This window comes from Agrococcus citreus, assembly GCF_039527715.1.
Taxonomy (GTDB): Bacteria; Actinomycetota; Actinomycetes; order Actinomycetales; family Microbacteriaceae; genus Agrococcus; species Agrococcus citreus.
In genome coordinates, this window is record NZ_BAAAKK010000005.1 from 60,594 (window position 1) to 77,563 (window position 16,970).

Annotated in this window: 15 protein-coding genes and 2 tRNA genes; 14 read left to right on the plus strand and 3 right to left on the minus strand. The window is 70.0% G+C overall.

Translation table 11 applies throughout. The annotated features are described in order from the left end of the window. Positions 1 to 2: 2 nt before the first annotated feature. Genes yidD through rpmH form a run of 3 tightly spaced genes read right to left on the minus strand, consistent with a single transcriptional unit; the run spans position 3 to position 774 of the window. A complete protein-coding gene (gene yidD / locus ABD106_RS09055; RefSeq protein WP_343919569.1) occupies positions 3 to 305 on the minus strand; it encodes a membrane protein insertion efficiency factor YidD in 303 nt (100 codons plus the stop codon). After that, the gene (gene rnpA, locus ABD106_RS09060; RefSeq protein ID WP_343919571.1) at positions 302 to 628 is read right to left on the minus strand and encodes a ribonuclease P protein component; all 327 of its coding nucleotides are present in this window, start codon (positions 626 to 628) and stop codon (positions 302 to 304) included. The genes yidD and rnpA overlap by 4 nt, the downstream gene beginning before the upstream one ends. Before the next feature lie 8 nt (positions 629 to 636). Then, positions 637 to 774 (minus strand): 50S ribosomal protein L34, encoded by a 138-nt coding sequence (gene rpmH, locus ABD106_RS09065; RefSeq protein ID WP_003800212.1) that lies wholly within the window; start codon positions 772 to 774, stop codon positions 637 to 639. A gap of 331 nt (positions 775 to 1,105) precedes the next feature. Between rpmH and dnaA the strand changes: the two genes are divergently transcribed. From dnaA to ABD106_RS09135, 14 genes are all read left to right on the plus strand, one after another. After that, the gene (gene dnaA, locus ABD106_RS09070) at positions 1,106 to 2,509 is read left to right on the plus strand and encodes a chromosomal replication initiator protein DnaA (RefSeq protein WP_343919573.1); all 1,404 of its coding nucleotides are present in this window, start codon (positions 1,106 to 1,108) and stop codon (positions 2,507 to 2,509) included. Positions 2,510 to 3,065: 556 nt separating this feature from the next. After that, positions 3,066 to 4,208 (plus strand): DNA polymerase III subunit beta, encoded by a 1,143-nt coding sequence (gene dnaN / locus ABD106_RS09075; protein WP_343919575.1) that lies wholly within the window; start codon positions 3,066 to 3,068, stop codon positions 4,206 to 4,208. A 20-nt stretch (positions 4,209 to 4,228) separates the two neighbouring features. After that, the gene (gene gnd, locus ABD106_RS09080; RefSeq protein ID WP_343919577.1) at positions 4,229 to 5,113 is read left to right on the plus strand and encodes a phosphogluconate dehydrogenase (NAD(+)-dependent, decarboxylating); all 885 of its coding nucleotides are present in this window, start codon (positions 4,229 to 4,231) and stop codon (positions 5,111 to 5,113) included. Beyond that, the gene (recF, locus tag ABD106_RS09085) at positions 5,114 to 6,253 is read left to right on the plus strand and encodes a DNA replication/repair protein RecF (protein ID WP_343919579.1); all 1,140 of its coding nucleotides are present in this window, start codon (positions 5,114 to 5,116) and stop codon (positions 6,251 to 6,253) included. Next, positions 6,246 to 6,740, plus strand: a complete 495-nt coding sequence (locus ABD106_RS09090; protein ID WP_343919581.1) for a DciA family protein — start codon at positions 6,246 to 6,248, stop codon at positions 6,738 to 6,740. Before recF ends, ABD106_RS09090 begins: the two co-directional genes overlap by 8 nt. 58 nt (positions 6,741 to 6,798) lie before the next feature. Then, positions 6,799 to 7,497 carry a FadR/GntR family transcriptional regulator gene (locus ABD106_RS09095; protein ID WP_343919583.1) on the plus strand — a complete coding sequence of 233 codons (699 nt, stop codon included), beginning with the start codon at positions 6,799 to 6,801 and terminating at the stop codon, positions 7,495 to 7,497. Between the two features lie 102 nt (positions 7,498 to 7,599). After that, positions 7,600 to 9,003 (plus strand): four-carbon acid sugar kinase family protein, encoded by a 1,404-nt coding sequence (locus tag ABD106_RS09100; RefSeq protein WP_343919585.1) that lies wholly within the window; start codon positions 7,600 to 7,602, stop codon positions 9,001 to 9,003. Between the two features lie 25 nt (positions 9,004 to 9,028). Further along, complete coding sequence (locus tag ABD106_RS09105; protein ID WP_343919587.1) at positions 9,029 to 9,931, plus strand: NAD(P)-dependent oxidoreductase; 903 nt, start codon at positions 9,029 to 9,031, stop codon at positions 9,929 to 9,931. Between the two features lie 227 nt (positions 9,932 to 10,158). After that, positions 10,159 to 12,186: a DNA topoisomerase (ATP-hydrolyzing) subunit B gene (gyrB, locus tag ABD106_RS09110; RefSeq protein ID WP_343919589.1), complete on the plus strand. Its 2,028-nt coding sequence runs from the start codon at positions 10,159 to 10,161 to the stop codon at positions 12,184 to 12,186. Positions 12,187 to 12,236: 50 nt separating this feature from the next. Beyond that, a complete protein-coding gene (gene gyrA / locus ABD106_RS09115) occupies positions 12,237 to 14,891 on the plus strand; it encodes a DNA gyrase subunit A (protein WP_343919591.1) in 2,655 nt (884 codons plus the stop codon). After that, positions 14,888 to 15,295 carry a DUF3566 domain-containing protein gene (locus ABD106_RS09120; protein WP_343919593.1) on the plus strand — a complete coding sequence of 136 codons (408 nt, stop codon included), beginning with the start codon at positions 14,888 to 14,890 and terminating at the stop codon, positions 15,293 to 15,295. The genes gyrA and ABD106_RS09120 overlap by 4 nt, the downstream gene beginning before the upstream one ends. A 49-nt stretch (positions 15,296 to 15,344) precedes the next feature. Beyond that, a tRNA-Ile gene (locus ABD106_RS09125) sits at positions 15,345 to 15,421 on the plus strand. 29 nt (positions 15,422 to 15,450) lie between these two features. Further along, positions 15,451 to 15,523, plus strand: a tRNA-Ala gene (locus ABD106_RS09130). Between the two features lie 52 nt (positions 15,524 to 15,575). Continuing rightward, entirely contained in the window at positions 15,576 to 16,967 is a 1,392-nt protein-coding gene (locus ABD106_RS09135; RefSeq protein WP_343919595.1) for a threonine/serine exporter family protein, read from the plus strand. Positions 16,968 to 16,970 lie beyond the last annotated feature (3 nt).

Consider the following 16,970-nt stretch of genomic DNA (forward strand, 5'->3'; position numbering starts at 1 on the left):
TGTCACTGCTCCTTGCGAGCGAGGACGAACCCCGCTCGAGTCGTTGCGAGCCGCGACTGCGGCTCTGGGATGTCGTCCACTCCGCCGGCCGCCCAGGGGTGGCAGCGGAGGATGCGTCGAGCGCCCAACCAGATGCCGCGCACCATCCCGTGCTGCTGGATGGCCTGGAGGGCGTAGCTCGAGCAGCTGGGGTAGTAGCGGCACACGTCGCCGTAGAGCGGTGAGATCACCGCTCGGTAGACGACCAGGATCGCGACGCAGACGTTGCGCGGGATGAGCCGCAGCCTGAGGAGGCTCCCACTCATGATCGTTGCACCAGCAGCGCCGAGATGCCGGATCTCAGTGTAGCGAAGTCGGCCTGTCCGGCCGCGGGCAGAGCACGGATGACGATGTCGGCCGTGTCGATCGAGTCGAGCTCAGCCCGCACGATCTCGCTGAGCCGACGCTTCACGCGATTGCGGACCACGGCGTTGCCGACCTGCTTGGACACGATGAACCCGAAGCGGCTCACTGCCGCTTCGGGCTTCGCGCGGTGCACCACCGCAAGAGGGCCGCCCGCGCGGCGACCGGTCCGCACGACGCGACGGAAGTCGTCGCCGCGCATGATCCGGTTCGCCTTCGCGAGCACCTCGAGGGCTACGCCGAGAGCTCGGTGCGGCCCTTGCCGCGACGGGCCGCCAGGATGGCGCGGCCGGCACGCGTGCGCATGCGGAGGCGGAAGCCGTGCTTCTTGGCGCGGCGGCGGTTGTTCGGCTGGAACGTGCGCTTGCTCATGGTGAATCTCCCGGTGTCCGGCGCGATCGCGCCGCAAGTCGTCTGGTCGAGCCACCAGGCTCGACGATGTGCCGCACACGGTCGCGGCAACCTCACGAGCATACGCGAGACCAGCCGGTCGGTCAACGGCGACCGAAGGGTCTCTGCGCCACGCCGCAGTCAACGCATAGGGACTTGCGAGGTCTGCGCTATGCGTGCAGACTCGGGGGGTCCGCGCCGCGGCCGGTGCCCGGGGAGCAGCGCGAAGCGCGGATCTCACGACCCACGTTCCTGTGGATAATGGTGTGGATAGCACCACTCGTCGACAGCTCTGCAGAGGAACCGCATACCGATGGCCCCGGATCCCCGAACCGGACAGCTCTGGTCCTCCGTGCTGGCGACCCTCGAGGGCGATGCCCGGATTCCCCCGTCGTTGCGCGGATTCCTCGACCTCGTGGAGCCGCAGGGCGTGATGGGTTCGGTGCTCTACCTCGAGGTTCCGAACGACCTCACGCGCGACATGCTCGAGCAGCGGCTGCGCGTGCCGATCACCGACTCCCTTGTGGACAACGCTGTGGACATCGCGTCGTTCAAGATCGTCGTGAACCTCGAGCTCGAGCACGAGGAGCCGCTGCCCGACGTCGTCGACGACCCCGCTGCGGAGCCGGTCGTGCAGCCGATCGCCTCGTTCGAGCGCGAGCCGTCCGAGCAGTCGTCTCGGCGCGTCGACTCGCGCCTCAACCCGAAGTACGTGTTCGACAACTTCGTCATCGGCGGATCGAACCGGTTCGCGCACGCCGCGGCCCTCGCGGTCGCCGAGACGCCGGCCAAGGCCTACAACCCGCTGTTCATCTACGGCGACTCCGGGCTCGGCAAGACGCACCTGCTCCACGCCATCGGCCACTACGCCGAGGGCATGTACCCGGGCATCCGGGTGCGGTACGTGTCGAGCGAGGAGTTCACCAACGACTTCATCAACGCGATCGCCAACAACCTGAACCAGTCGTTCCAGCAGCGCTACCGCGAGGTCGACGTGCTGCTCATCGACGACATCCAGTTCCTGCGCGGTAAGGAGTCGACGCAGGAGGCGTTCTTCCACACCTTCAACACGCTCCACGACCACAACAAGCAGGTCGTGATCACGTCGGATGTGGCGCCCAAGCACCTGCAGGGCTTCGAGGGCCGCATGGTGAGCCGCTTCGAGTGGGGCCTCATCACCGACGTCACGGCGCCCGACCTCGAGACGCGCATCGCGATCCTCCGCAAGAAGGCGGAGGCCGAGCGGATCCAGATCCCGCCGGAGGTGCTGTCGGTCATCGCCGACAAGGTGCGGTCCAACATCCGCGAGCTCGAGGGCACGCTCATCCGCGTCACCGCCTTCGCGAGCCTCAACCGGCTGCCGGTCACGATGGAGCTCGCGCAGACGGTGCTCAAGGACCTCTTCTCGTTCGACGAGGAGGCGGTCGTCTCGCCGAGCGACATCATCAGCCACACCGCTGCCTACTTCCGGCTCACGGTCGAGGACCTGCACGGCTCGTCCAGGTCGCAGACGATCGCGCTCGCACGCCAGATCGCGATGTACCTGTGCCGCGAGATGACGAGCATGTCGCTGCCCAAGATCGGGCAGCTCTTCGGCAATCGCGACCACACCACCGTCATGTACGCCAACAAGAAGATCGAGAAGCTCATGCAGGAGCGCCGATCCGTGTACACGCAGGTGACGGAGCTGACGTCGAGGATCCGGCAGACGCGCTGACGCTTCGGTGATCGAGCAGCTCGGCCGAAGGCCGCGCGTATCGAGATCAAGGGCGCGATCCAGAGTTCGGCGCCCAGGTCTCGGTACGCGGCCGACTTCGTCGGCCGCTACTCGACCTTGCGTCTGGTGCGCAGAAGGTCTCCGACCTTGTGCGCACCAGACGCAACCTTCAACGTGGACTTCATGTGGTCCGGTTGTGCACCACCACGGCGAGCCTGTGGACAACCGGCGCCGCATCTGTGGACGGCAGCGGATCATGCATCCGCCGACTCCACCGATCTGTGGATGCGCGTCAACAGGCGGCCAACATCTTCCAACGTTGTAGTTCCCAGTCGAGCCGCCGGGAGGACCCGACCGCTCCACAGAACCCACAGGGGTTATGAATGACAGGGTTCATTGAGAAGAGGATCCGGCGAGTCACCAACCATGAGGCTCCGGCGGCTCGGTGGCTCGGCGGTCGGGGGATGACAACCCTGTGCCAGAATCAACAGCGCCGTGCACGCCCTGCCGTGCGGCCTAGCCCAGCAGGCCACGTGCCACCGAAGGAGGATGCCGAGTGAAGTTCGTCATCAATCGCGATGTCTTCAGCGACGCTGTGTCGTTCGCCGTCAAGCTGCTGCCGCAGCGGCCGACGATGCCGATCCTGAGCGGCGTCCGGATCGAGGCGACCGCCGACGGCGTGGTGTTCTCGTCCTTCGACTTCGAGTCGTCGGCCCGCACCACGGTGCAGGCAGCCGTCGACGCCGAGGGCGTCGTGCTCGTCTCGGGCAAGATGATGAGCGACATCGCGTCGAAGCTCCCGCAGCGCGAGGTCCGCATCGAGGACGACGGCCAGAAGGTGTCGATCCGCTGCGGCAACTCCAACTTCTCGCTCGCGAAGATGCCGCTCGAGGAGTATCCGACCGTGCCGACCGTCGAGGGGCGCACGGGCGTCGTCGAGGGCAAGGCCTTCGCCGAGGCGATCTCGCAGGTCGCCATCTCCGCGTCGCGCGAGGATGTCACGCCCGTCATCACCGGTGTGCAGCTCGAGGCCGCCGACAACGTGCTCACGCTCATCGCCACCGACCGCTACCGCGTCTCGGTGCGCAGCATCCCGTGGGATGCCGGCGACCAGACCGAAGCGCTCACCTCGCTCGTGCCCGCGCGCACGCTCACCGAGGTCGGCCGCACGTTCGGCGGCGCCGAGCGCATCGAGATCACGATGAGCGAGCCGGGGGAGCGGCAGCAGATCGCCTTCTCGACCGCCGATCGCACGGTGACGAGCCTGCTCATCAAGGGCAACTACCCGCCCGTGCGCCGGCTGTTCCCCGAGCAGGTCGAGCACCACGCGGTCGTCAACACCGCCGAGCTCGTCGACGCCACCCGCCGCGTGCAGCTCGTGCTCGACGCCGAGGCCGCCATCCGCTACACCTTCAGCGAGGGCCAGGCGCAGCTCGAGGCGATCGGCTCCGAGCAGGCGCAGGCCTCCGAGATCATCGACGCCGTGCTCGAGGGCGGCGAGATCGTGCTCTCGATCAAGCCGCAGCTGCTCATCGACGGCATCCAGGCAACGCACTCCGAGTTCGTGCGCGTCGCCTTCACGCATTCCGAGAACACGAACAAGCCGGGACCGATGCTCATCCGCGGGCAGACCTCGCGCGACGATGCAGAGGCGACCGACTTCAAGTACCTGCTGCAGCCCAACCTGCTGCTGCGCTAGTCGACCGGCGAGGGAGCACCATGACGCACATCGGCCTGATCGGGCTCGGCAAGATGGGCGGGAACATGCGGACTCGCCTCCGCGCCGCCGGCATCGAGGTGACCGGCTTCGACCGCAACCCCGAGGTGACCGACGTCGAGAGCGTCGAGGCGCTCATCGAGGCGCTCCCGACGCCGCGCGTCGTGTGGGCGATGGTGCCGGCGGGCGAGATCACCGATGCCGTGGTCACCGAGCTGGGCGAGAAGCTCTCCGCGGGCGACCTCGTCATCGACGGCGGCAACTCGCGCTTCACCGAGGATGAGCGGCACGCCGCGCAGCTGGCCGAGCGGGGCATCCGCTTCGTCGACGTCGGCGTCTCGGGCGGCGTGTGGGGGCTCGAGAACGGTTACGGCCTCATGGTGGGCGGCGAGAAGGCCGACGTCGAGGAGCTGCTGCCGGTGTTCGACGCGCTCCGGCCGGAGGGTCCCCGCGAGGAGGGCTTCGTGCACGCCGGTCCGACCGGTGCCGGGCACTACGTGAAGATGGTGCACAACGGCATCGAGTACGGACTCATGCAGGCGTACGCCGAGGGCTTCGAGCTGCTCGAGCGCAAGGAGCTCGTGCACGACGTCGCCGGCAGCTTCAAGGCGTGGCAGCGCGGCACCGTCGTGCGCTCGTGGCTGCTCGACCTCATGGTGCGGGCGCTCGACGAGGACGACGACCTCTCCGAGATCGAGGGCTACGTCGACGACTCGGGCGAGGGCCGCTGGACCGTCGAGGAGGCGATCGCGAACGCCGTGCCGATGCCGGCGATCTCGGCGTCGCTGTTCGCCCGCTTCGAGTCGCGGCAGGACGACAGCCCCGCGATGAAGGCGGTGGCGGCCCTGCGCAACCAGTTCGGCGGCCACGCGGTCAAGAAGGCCTAGGTGCGCGTCAGTCGGCTCGCGCTGACCGACTTCCGCAACTACGTCACGGCGGATGTCGCGTTCGAGCCCGGCGCGAACCTGCTCGTCGGCCGCAACGGGCAGGGCAAGACCAACATGGTCGAGGCGCTCGTGTGGATCGCGACGGGCTCGAGCCACCGCGTGCCGACCGACGTCGCCCTCATCCGTGCCGGCGAGCAGCGCGCGATCGTGCGGTGCTCGGTCACGAACGACGAGCGCGCCTTCCAGCTCGATGTCGAGCTCAACGCCCGCGGCGCGAACCGAGCGCAGGCCAACGGACAGAACGTGCGCATCCGCGATCTGCCTCGGTACCTGCAGGCGGTGCTCTTCAGCCCCGAGGACCTGCAGCTCGTGCGCGCCGACCCCGGCGGCAGGCGCCGCTTCCTCGACGAGCTCGCCGTCATGCGCGCCCCGCGCCTCGCGGGCGTGCACAGCGACCTCGACCGCGTGTTGAAGCAGCGCAACTCGCTGCTGAAGAGCGCTCGGGCGGCGCGACTGCGCCCCGACGACCTCACGACGCTCGAGGTCTGGGACGGGCGACTCATCGATCTCGGGCTCGAGGTGATGCGCACGCGGCGCGCGCTCGTCGCCGACCTCGCACCGCATGTCGACGCCGCGTACCGGCTCGTCGCGGGCGACGAGCACGCGGCGAGGATCGCGCTCGTCACCAACGTGCCCGACGACGAGGACACGTTCCGCGCGCTGCTCGCCGAGCGGCGGCGCGACGAGCTCGACCGCGGGGTGAGCCTCGTCGGCCCGCACCGCGACGACCTCGAGCTGCACCTCAACGACCTGCTCGCCCGGCACTACGCCAGCCACGGGGAGTCGTGGTCGTTCGCGCTCGCGCTCAGACTCGCCTCGGCCGAGCTGCTGCGCGACGGCTCGGGCGGCGACCCCGTGATGATCCTCGACGACGTGTTCGCCGAGCTCGACGCGGGCCGGCGTCAGCGGCTGGCCGAGGCCGCCGGCGGCTTCGAGCAGGTGCTCATCACGGCGGCGGTCGAGGACGACGTGCCGGATGCGCTGCGCGACCACCGCATCCGCATCGTCGCGGGCGAGGTCGTCCCGGAGCCGGTGGTCGCCGATCCGCCGGTGGGGCAGGCGGTGGTCGAGGATGCGTGAGCTCGCCGCGAGCGAGCCGGAGCGCGTGTGGCTGCGGATGAAGGCGAAGTTCGGCGATCCCGATCTCGTCTCGCGCGACGGCCGCCGCCGCTCGCACCGCGAGCCCGGTGCCTCGGTGCCGTTCGGCAAGGGTCGCGATCCGCGTGCGCTCGGCGACGTGCTCGTCGGCTTCGCCGACGCCCGCGGGTGGACCGCGACGCTCGCGCGCGCCGATGTCATCAGCAGCTGGAGCGAGCTCGTCGGCGAGGAGAACGCCGATCGCACCGAGCCCGTCTCGTTCGACGACGGCGTGCTCACCGTGCGATGCGCCTCGACCGCCTGGACGCAGCAGATGCGCATCCTGCGCGCCGAGACGACGACGCGCATCCTCGCCCGCTTCCCCGACTGCGGCCTGCAGCGGGTGGAGTTCGTCGGGCCCAGCGTGCCGAGCTTCTCGCGCGGTCGCCGCTCGGTGCCCGGTCGAGGCCCGCGTGACACCTGGGGCTAGCGCCGAGGATCGTCGCGACGGCGGCTAGGCTGTCTGACATCGAGCTCGAGGAGGAGCAATGCCGAGGCCTTCGCGCACCCACGACGCCGTCGACCAGCTGCTCGACGCCATCATCGCCGGCACGCTGACCGCGGGGGAGCAGCTGCCGCCCGAGGGCCAGCTCGCCACGGAGTTCGGCGTCTCGCGCCTGACGCTCCGCGAGGCCGTGCGGCTGCTGCAGGCGCAGGGCGTCATCGTGCAGGTGCCCGGCAGCCGGCACCGGATCGCGCCGGTCGCGGAGTGGACGGGCATGGATGCCGTGGTGCGGCACGCGCGCAGCGCCGGTCAGCGGCAGCGGTCGTCGCTCGAGCTGCTCGAGGTGCGCGTCATGATCGAGACCGGCGCCGCGCAGCTCGCCGCCGAGCGCCGCTCGCCCGAGCAGCTCGAAGCGCTCGACGCGGCGCTGCGGAGCATGGCCGTCCATCACGACGCCGGCGACGTCGAGGCCTTCGTCGCCGCCGACCTCGAGTTCCACGACACGATCCTGCGAGCCGCCGACAACCGCATCCTCATCGCGGCGATGCTGCCGCTCACCTCGATGCTCGAGGAGACGCGCGGCGAGACGAGTGCCGTCCCGGAGATCCGGGCGCACGCGATCGACGAGCATGCGAAGCTGCTCGACGCGATCCGCGCGAGGGACGCGATCGCCGCGCGCGATGCGATGGCGCACCACATGGCGCAGACGCGCGACGACCTCGTCGCGCTGGTGCTCGACTGAGCGCCACGCCGCCGGGATTGACAACCGGTCGCCCGGATGCGCAACATGTCTGATATCAGATCGCTTGACGACGCAAGCGATCCCGTGGACAAGGGAGTTCCCGTGCAGCTCGACCACCTGCTCGCCGGCGCGCCGGCGCCGATCACGATCGAGGCCGCCGAGGTCGCGGCCTCGCTCAGCGACGATCTCGTGCTCGTCGTGCTCGACGACGACCCCACCGGCACGCAGTCGGTCGCCGGGCTCCCGGTGCTCACCCGCTGGGAGGACGACGACCTCGACTGGGCGCTCGCGCAGGGCGCGCCCGCGGTCTACGTGCTCACGAACACGCGCTCGCTCGGCGAGCAGGATGCCGCAGCCCGCAACCGCGAGGTGGTCGCGGTGTCCGTCGCGGCCGCCGCCCGAGCCGGCCTTCGGGTGTCGTTCGTGAGCCGCAGCGACTCGACGCTGCGCGGGCACTTCCCGCTCGAGACCGACGTGCTGAGCGCGGCCGCTGCGGAGCACGCGGGTGTCGCGCCGCACCTCGTCATGCTCGTGCCCGCCTTCCCCGACGCGGGGCGGATCACCGTCGACGCCGTGCACTACTGGGTCGTCGACGGCGAGGCGACGCCCGTGGGCGAGACGGCCTTCGCCGCCGACGCGACGTTCGGCTACCGCTCGTCCGACCTCCGCGACTGGGTGGCGGAGAAGACGGGCGGCCGCACCCGCCGCGACGACGTCGCCGCGCTGACGCTCTCGATCATCCGCGCGGGCACCGAGGCCGTGACGGCGTTCCTGCGCTCGCTGCCCGCGGGCACGGTCGTCGCCGTCGACGCGGTCGACGAGCACGACATGCGGCAGGTCGCGCTCGCGCTCCACGCCCTCGACCGGGAGGGCATCACGACGCTGCTGCGCATCGGTCCGCCGTACCTCCGCGCGCACATCGGCCAGGAGGTCGCCGAGCCGGTGACCCGCGACCGCATCGAGACGACGCACGACCGCGGCGGGCTCGTCGTGGTCGGCAGCCACGTGCCCCTCACGACCGCACAGCTCGAGGCGCTGCAGGCCGATCGCCCCGACACCGTCACGATCGAGCTCGACGTGCGCTCGCTCATCGACGACCGGCGCGAGGCGCACCTCGTCGAGCGGGCGGATGCCGTGGCCCGTGCGATCGGATCGGGCACCGTGATCGTCCACACGAGTCGAGCGCTCGTCACGGGCCGCGATGGGGACGAGAGCCTCGAGATCGCCCGCCGCGTCTCGTCGGGACTCGTCGAGCTCGTCGCTCGCGTGCTCGAGCTCGCACCGCCGCGCTTCGTGATCGCGAAGGGCGGCATCACGTCGAGCGACGTCGCATCCGAGGCGCTGCAGATCCGTCGTGCCACGGTCGTCGGCCCGATGCTGCCCGGCATCGTCTCGCTGTGGCAGCCGCAGGTCGGCCCCGCGCTCGGCATCCCCTTCGTCGTCTTCGCCGGCAACGTCGGCGACACCGACTCGCTCGCACTCGTCGTCCGCACCCTCGCGGACTGACCCCCGACCACAGATGGGAATCGCAATGACCAGGACTGTCGCCGTCATCGGACTCGGCGCCATGGGACTGCCCATGGCAGCGCGGCTCGCCGAGCGCTTCGAGGTGAGGGGCTTCGACATCGCGACGGAGCGGCTCGCGCTCGCCGAGGGCCAGGGCGTCGAGCCCGCGGCCTCCGCCGCGGCTGCCGTCTCGGGCGCGCAGGCCGTGCTCGTCGCGGTCCGCACGGGCGAGCAGCTCCGCGAGCTGCTCTTCGGTGACCAGGGCCTCGCGGGGCACCTCGGCGACGGGGCGGTCGTGATCCTGACGAGTACCGTCGGCACGGACGGCATCGCCGACATCGCTGCGCGGCTGGGCGAGGTGGGCGCGGCGCTCGTCGACGCACCGCTGTCGGGCGGGCCGGTCCGCGCGGGCGCCGGCGACCTCCTCATCGTGGTGGGCGCCGAGCCCGCCGCGCTCGAGACCGCGCGGCCCGTGCTCGAGCAGCTCGCCTCGACGCTCACGGTCGTCGGCGACCGAGCCGGAGACGGGCAGGCACTCAAGACGGTCAACCAGCTGCTGTGCGGCGTGCACATCGCCGCGGCGGCCGAGGCGCTCGCGCTCGCCGACGCGCTCGGCCTCGAGCGCGAGCGCACCCTCGAGGCGCTCACCGCCGGCGCCGCCGACTCCTTCATGCTCGGCAACCGCGGCCCCCGGGCCCTCCAGGCGTACGACGAGCACGGTGCCGAGGTGCTCAGCCGCCTCGACATCTTCGTCAAGGACCTCGGGATCGTGGGGGCCGCCGCCCGCGCGCACCACCTCGCGGCACCCGTCGCGGCCGCGGCTGAGCAGCTCTTCCTGCTCGGTGAGGCGCAGGGACTCGGCGCGCTCGACGACTCAGCGATCATCCGCGTCGTCGCCCCGACGCTCCGCGGAGCGGCGGAGCACTGACGCTCGAGCCGTGCTCGACGGGGGATCGTCCACCTGCGGCAGCGTGCCCGCAGAGGCCGGTGGAGGCATCCAGCGCGTCGAAACGCGACTCCGGCGGTGTGTTCTGTCCTCCGAAGTCGAGATCGTGCCCCAGAGGCGCGTTCGTCGCGGTGCTCGAGGCCGTTCCGGGGTAGAATAGGAGGGTTGCGCTGGCCCCGGTGGCCGCGCGGGAGGCGGACGCGAGAACGATGGCGAACGAGCAGGGTGCACGGCCCGAGGACCAGTCGCGCGAGCAGCGCGAGCAGGGCGACTACGGCGCCGACCAGATCCAGATCCTCGAGGGACTCGAGGCGGTGCGCAAGCGGCCCGGCATGTACATCGGATCGACCGGTCCGCGCGGCCTCCACCACCTCGTGCAGGAGATCGTCGACAACGCCGTCGACGAGGCGCTCGCCGGTCACTGCGACAACATCGAGGTGACGATCCTCCCCGACGGCGGCGTCCGCGTGGCCGACAACGGTCGGGGCATCCCCGTCGACCCGCACTCGAGCGACCCCTCGAAGTCGACGCTCGAGGTCGTGCTGACCGTGCTCCACGCCGGCGGCAAGTTCGGCGGCGGCGGCTACGCGGTCTCCGGCGGCCTGCACGGCGTCGGCTCATCGGTCGTCAACGCGCTCTCCTCCAGGATGGAGGTGGAGATCCGCCGTCAGGGCCACGTGCACCGCCAGTCGTTCTCCGTCGGCGAGCCCGAGGGCCCCCTCGTGACGGGCGAGGAGGCCGACACCACCGGCACGATCATCACCTTCTGGCCGAGCACCGACATCTTCGAGACGGTCGAGTTCGACTACGAGACGCTCGCGAAGCGCTTCCAGCAGATGGCATTCCTCAACAAGGGCCTCCGCATCGCGCTCGAGGACCTGCGCCCCGAGGCGCTCATCCAGCCCGACGGCGACGACAGCGCCGCCGCCGTGCAGCGCTCGGACGAGTTCCTCTACGAGCAGGGCCTCGTCGACTACGTCGCCTACCTCAACGAGTCGAAGAAGGCCGAGCCGGTGCATCCGGAGATCATCGACTTCGAGTCGGAGGACAAGGAGCGCCGGATCTCGGTCGAGATCGCGATGCAGTGGACCGGCTCCTACCAGGAGGCCGTGTACACCTACGCGAACACGATCAACACGCACGAGGGCGGCACGCACGAGGAGGGCTTCCGGGCGGCGCTCACGACGCTCGTGAACCGCTACGCGCGCCAGACGAACCAGCTCAAGGAGAAGGACGAGAACCTCACGGGCGAGGATGTCCGCGAGGGCCTCACCGCGATCGTCTCGGTCAAGCTCGGCGAGCCGCAGTTCGAGGGCCAGACGAAGACGAAGCTCGGCAACACCGAGGCGAAGTCGTTCGTGCAGCGCGTCACGGGCGAGCAGCTCGGCCACTGGTTCGAGTCGAACCCCGGCTCGGCGAAGGAGATCGTCCGCAAGGCGATCCAGGCCGGCATGGCGCGCCTCGCCGCTCGCAAGGCTCGCGAGCAGACCCGCCGCAAGGGCCTGCTCGAGTCGAGCGGCATGCCCGGCAAGCTCAAGGACTGCCAGTCGAAGGACCCGGCGATCTCCGAGATCTTCCTCGTCGAGGGCAACTCGGCCGGCGGCTCGGCAGTGCAGGGGCGCGACCCGTACCGCCAGGCGATCCTGCCGCTGCGCGGCAAGGTGCTCAACGTCGAGAAGGCGCGGCTCGACCGCGCGCTCGGCAACGCGGAGATCCAGTCGATGATCACCGCGTTCGGCGCGGGCCTCGGCGAGGACTTCGACCCCGAGAAGGCCAGGTACCACAAGATCGTGCTCATGGCCGATGCCGACGTCGACGGCCAGCACATCACGACGCTGCTGCTGACGCTCCTGTTCCGCTACATGCGGCCGCTCATCGACAAGGGCTACGTCTACCTCGCCGCGCCGCCGCTGTTCAAGATCAAGTGGACGAACGCCGACCACGAGTACGCCTACACCGACCGCGAGCGCGACGCGACGCTCGCCGCGGGCCAGGCCGCCGGCAAGCGACTGCCGAAGGACACCCCGGTGCAGCGGTACAAGGGCCTCGGCGAGATGAACTACTCGGAGCTGTGGGAGACGACCATGGACCCGAAGACGCGCACGCTCAAGCAGGTCACGATGGACGATGCGGCCGTCGCCGACTCGATCTTCTCGACCCTCATGGGCGAGGACGTCGACGCGCGCCGCACCTTCATCCAGAAGAACGCGCGCGACGTGCGCTTCCTGGACATCTGACGCGCCCGACGCGCCCACGACACTCGCACTCGTAGAACGAAGCTGGAACATTGACTGACACCACCCCCGCCGAGCCCGTCGACCGCGACCTGCCCGACCACGGCGCGATCGAGCAGGTCGACCTGCAGCTCGAGATGCAGCGGTCGTACCTCGACTACGCGATGAGCGTCATCGTCGGGCGCGCGCTGCCCGAGGTGCGCGACGGCATGAAGCCGGTGCACCGACGTGTCATCTACGCGATGTACGACGGCGGCTACCGTCCCGACAAGGCCTTCTCGAAGTGCTCGCGCGTCGTGGGCGACGTCATGGGCCAGTTCCACCCGCACGGCGACACGGCGATCTACGACGCGCTCGTGCGCCTCGTGCAGCCGTGGAGCCTGCGCTACCCGCTCGCGCTCGGCCAGGGCAACTTCGGCTCGCCCGGCGACGACGAGGCCGCCGCCCCGCGATACACCGAGACGAAGATGTCGCAGCTCGCCATGGAGATGGTGCGCGACATCGACGAGGACACGGTCGACTTCCAGGACAACTACGACGGCCGCACGCAGGAGCCGTCCGTGCTGCCCTCGCGGTTCCCCAACCTGCTCGTCAACGGCTCCGTCGGCATCGCCGTCGGCATGGCCACGAACATCCCGCCCCACAACCTGCGCGAGGTCGCGGCGGGCGCCATCTGGCACCTCGAGCACCCGGAGGCCTCGAAGGAGGAGCTGCAGGCGGCGCTGCTGCAGCGCATCCAGGGCCCCGACTTCCCGACCGGCGCGCAGATCCTCGGTACGAAGGGCATCCAGGAGGCGTACCGCACCGGCCGCGGCTCGATCACGATGCGCGGCGTCGTGACGGTCGAGGAGGTGCAGGGGCGCACGGCGCTCGTCGTCACCGCGCTCCCGTACCAGGTGAACCCCGACCGCCTCGCGGTGCGCATCGCCGATCTCGTCAAGGACGGCAAGCTCCACGGCATCGCGAACCTCGAGGACCAGACGTCCGGTCGCACGGGCCAGCGCCTCGTCATCACGCTCAAGCGCGACGCGGTCGCGAAGGTCGTGCTCAACAACCTGTACAAGCACACGCAGCTGCAGGAGAACTTCGGCGCGAACATGCTCGCGATCGTCGACGGCGTGCCGCGCACGCTCTCGATCGATGGCTTCATCACGCACTGGGCCGACCACCAGGTCGAGGTCATCGTGCGCCGCACGCAGTTCCGCCTCGCCAAGGCCGAGGCGCGCATGCACATCCTCGAGGCCTACCTCAAGGCGCTCGACGCGCTCGACGAGGTGATCGCGCTCATCCGCCGATCGTCCACCACCGAGCAGGCCCGCGACGGCCTCATGGAGCTGCTCGAGATCGACGCCGAGCAGGCGAGCGCGATCCTCGAGATGCAGCTGCGCCGGCTCGCGGCGCTCGAGCGGCAGAAGGTGCACGACGAGGCCGAGGAGCTCACCGTGCGCATCGCCGACTACAAGGAGATCATCGCGAGCCCCACGCGGCAGCGGGCGATCATCGTCGAGGAGCTCACCGAGATCGTCGACAAGCACGGCGACGACCGTCGCACCGAGATCATGCACGGCTACGGCGGCGACGTCTCGATGGAGGACCTGATCCCCGAGGAGCAGGTCGTCGTGAGCCTCACGAACGGCGGCTACATCAAGCGCACCCGCATCGACCAGTACCGCGCGCAGCACCGCGGCGGCAAGGGGGTGCGCGGCGCGCAGCTGCGCAGCGACGACGTGGTCGAGCACTTCAGCGTGAACTCCACGCACGACTGGATGCTGTTCTTCACGAACCTCGGCCGGGTCTACCGGATGAAGGCGTACGAGGTCGTGGAGGCCGGGCGCGACGCGAAGGGCCAGCACGTCGCGAACCTGCTCGCCTTCCAGCCGGACGAGCAGGTGCAGACCGTGCTCACGCTGCGCGACTACCAGCAGGCCGAGTACCTCGTGCTCGCGACGCAGCACGGTCAGGTGAAGAAGACGCGGCTCGAGCTCTATGACACGAACCGCACGGGCGGCATCATCGCCGTCAACCTCACCGAGGGCGACCGGCTCATCTCCGCGATGCTCGCCGACGCCTCCGACGAGATCCTCGTGGTGACGAAGTCGGGTCGAGCCGCGCGCTTCGCGGCGACCGACGAGGCGCTGCGGCCCATGGGTCGCAACACCGGCGGCGTGCGCGGCGTGCGGCTCAAGCAGGGCGACGAGGCGCTCGCCGCGATGGTGATCGGCGACGAGGGCTACGTGTTCGTCGTGACCGAGCAGGGCTTCGGCAAGAAGACGCCCGTGGGCGACTACCCGTCGAAGGGCCGCGGCACGCAGGGCGTGCTCACGTTCTCGTCGGGCGACCACGACCGCGGCGCGCTCGTCGGCGCGACGATCGTCGGCGACGGCGAGGAGCTGCTGCTCATCCGCGAGTCGGGCAAGGTCATCCGCTCGCACGTCGACGAGGTGCGGGCGACCGGTCGCACCACGATGGGCGTGCAGTTCGCCGAGAAGTCGACGACCGACCTCGTCATCTCGATCGCTCGCAACGTCGAGCGCGAGGTCGAGGACGAGGTCGTCGAGGGCGGCGCGACGGATGCGTCAGCGGCGGATGCCGCGGGCGTCGAGACCGATGCCGCTATCGTGGACGCCACGGACGCGGCTGCGCCCGAGGCCGATGAGGCCGACGCCGACGCCACCGCCCCTGACGCCACCGAGGAGACCGACGAATGAGCATCGCCGAGAAGCTGCAGAGCAAGACGCCTCGGCGCGGCGGCTCCAGCAAGCAGGTGCGACTGCGCCTCGTGCACATCGACTTCTGGTCGGCGATGAAGGTGTCGGCGGTGCTCGGGCTCGTGCTCGGCATCGTGCAGCTCGTCGTGACGTTCGTCATGTGGACGCTGCTGCAGGTCGTCGGGCTGTTCGGCAAGATCGACGAGGTGCTGCGCGACATCCTCGCGCAGCCCGACTTCGCGATCACGTCGATCATCTCGCTGCCGCAGGTGATGATGTTCACCCTGCTCGTCGCGGTGCTGAACTTCGTGGTCATCACGGTGCTGGGTGCCGTCATCGCGGTGCTCTACAACCTCTCCGTGCGCATCACGGGCGGGCTCCAGGTGGGGTTCGCCAACCAGTGACGCGGTGCCGAGCATCGCGATCCTTCTGGTAGAGTCGATGCTTGTGCTTGGGGCTATAGCTCAGGCGGTTAGAGCGCTTCGCTGATAACGAAGAGGTCCATGGTTCGAGTCCATGTAGCCCCACCAAGCACACTCCCACGGCACGCAGGTGCCACGGGGCCTTAGCTCAGTTGGTAGAGCGCCTGCTTTGCAAGCAGGATGTCGGGAGTTCGATTCTCCCAGGCTCCACGTCAAGCCCCACTCCGGTGGGGCTTTCGTGCGTCGTGCGAGGATGGTGGAGATGGACGGGCGGAAGGATTGGCGGCAGCACCTGGTGCGCGCGATCCGCACCGACCCCGCCTCCCGCCCCATGACCGAGGCGATCCTCACGATCGACGAGGTCTACGCGCGCAAGGTGATCGACCTGGCGATGCGCATCGCCGAGGCGCTCACCGCGGTCGGGGCATCGGCCAACGACGTCGCGCTCGCCACGATCCGCGTCGCGGGCGCGCTCGGGATCCGCCCCGTCCACGTCGACGTCACCTACAACTCCATCGGCGTCTCGTACCACCGGCACGACACCGATCTGCCGATCACGCTGCTGCGCGTCGTGCGCGCCCCCGTGCCCGACCACTCGAAGCTGCAGCGGCTGCAGGCCCTCGTCGCCGAGATCGAGGGCGGGCTCGACCTCGAGCAGGCCCGCTCGAGGTTCCACGCCATCCGCCGGATGCCCTTCATGTACCGGCCGGCGTTCATCGTCCTGGCACAGGGCTTCCTGAGCGTCGGCGTCGCGCTGCTGTTCGGCGCCTCGCCGATCATCACCGTGCTCGCGTTCATCGCCGCGTGCAGCGCCGCGATGTCGCAGCGCCTCATGACCCGCTTGCGCGTGCCGTTCTTCTTCTCGCAGATCGTCGGTGCGTTCGTCGTCACGGCGGTCGCCGCCGCGACGAGCCGGCTGGCGCAATTGGGCGTGCCGCTCCTCGACGACGCTCGTCCCTCGATCATCGTCGCCGCCGGCATCGTGCTCATGCTCGCGGGCATGTCGGTGGTCGGCGCCGCGCAGGACGCGATCGACGGCTTCGCGCTCACGGCCGGCGGCCGCATCCTGGACCTCGCGCTGCTGACGCTCGGCGTAGTCATCGGCATCGTGGGCGGCCTGTCGGTCGCGCAGGCGCTCGGCATGGGATTCGTCGTCTCGAGCGACGCCACCTCGCTCGGTTCCGTGCCGCTGCAGTTCGTCGGCGTGCTCGTCATCGCCGTGTCGGTCGCCATCTGGAACGGCGCCGGGCTGCGCACGATCGTCGTGAGCGCCGGGCTCGGCTGCATCGCCTGGGCGGGCTACTCGGTCGGGTCCGCCGCGGGGCTCGACGTCTCGGTCGCGAGCGCGCTCGGCGCCCTCGTCGCGAGCTTCATCGGCATCCTCATCGCCCACCGCCTGCACGTGCCGTCGATCGCCGTCACGACCGCGGCCATCGTGCCCATGGTGCCCGGCTCGGCCGTCTTCCGCGGCCTGCTCGAGCTCGTCGAGTCGGACGGCGCGCCCGAGCGGCTCGTCGTCGGCGTCGCGACCCTCATCGGCGCCGGCGCCATCGGCATCGCGCTCGCGGCAGGCTCGTCGCTCGGGCTCTTCCTCGGCGCACCGCTGCGCGACACGATGGAGAGCCGTGTCCGCTCCCGCGGCCGCATCCGCTGAGGA

What these genes read in the sequence shown, in the direction of transcription:
- yidD (WP_343919569.1), bottom strand. Translation starts at nt 305, where the DNA reads ATGAGTGGGAGCCTCCTCAGGCTGCGGCTCATCCCGCGCAACGTCTGC.
- rpmH (WP_003800212.1), bottom strand. Translation starts at nt 774, where the DNA reads ATGAGCAAGCGCACGTTCCAGCCGAACAACCGCCGCCGCGCCAAGAAG.
- dnaA (WP_343919573.1), top strand. Translation starts at nt 1,106, where the DNA reads ATGGCCCCGGATCCCCGAACCGGACAGCTCTGGTCCTCCGTGCTGGCG.
- gnd (WP_343919577.1), top strand. Translation starts at nt 4,229, where the DNA reads ATGACGCACATCGGCCTGATCGGGCTCGGCAAGATGGGCGGGAACATG.
- ABD106_RS09090 (WP_343919581.1), top strand. Translation starts at nt 6,246, where the DNA reads ATGCGTGAGCTCGCCGCGAGCGAGCCGGAGCGCGTGTGGCTGCGGATG.
- ABD106_RS09095 (WP_343919583.1), top strand. Translation starts at nt 6,799, where the DNA reads ATGCCGAGGCCTTCGCGCACCCACGACGCCGTCGACCAGCTGCTCGAC.
- ABD106_RS09105 (WP_343919587.1), top strand. Translation starts at nt 9,029, where the DNA reads ATGACCAGGACTGTCGCCGTCATCGGACTCGGCGCCATGGGACTGCCC.
- gyrB (WP_343919589.1), top strand. Translation starts at nt 10,159, where the DNA reads ATGGCGAACGAGCAGGGTGCACGGCCCGAGGACCAGTCGCGCGAGCAG.
- ABD106_RS09120 (WP_343919593.1), top strand. Translation starts at nt 14,888, where the DNA reads ATGAGCATCGCCGAGAAGCTGCAGAGCAAGACGCCTCGGCGCGGCGGC.
- ABD106_RS09135 (WP_343919595.1), top strand. Translation starts at nt 15,576, where the DNA reads ATGGACGGGCGGAAGGATTGGCGGCAGCACCTGGTGCGCGCGATCCGC.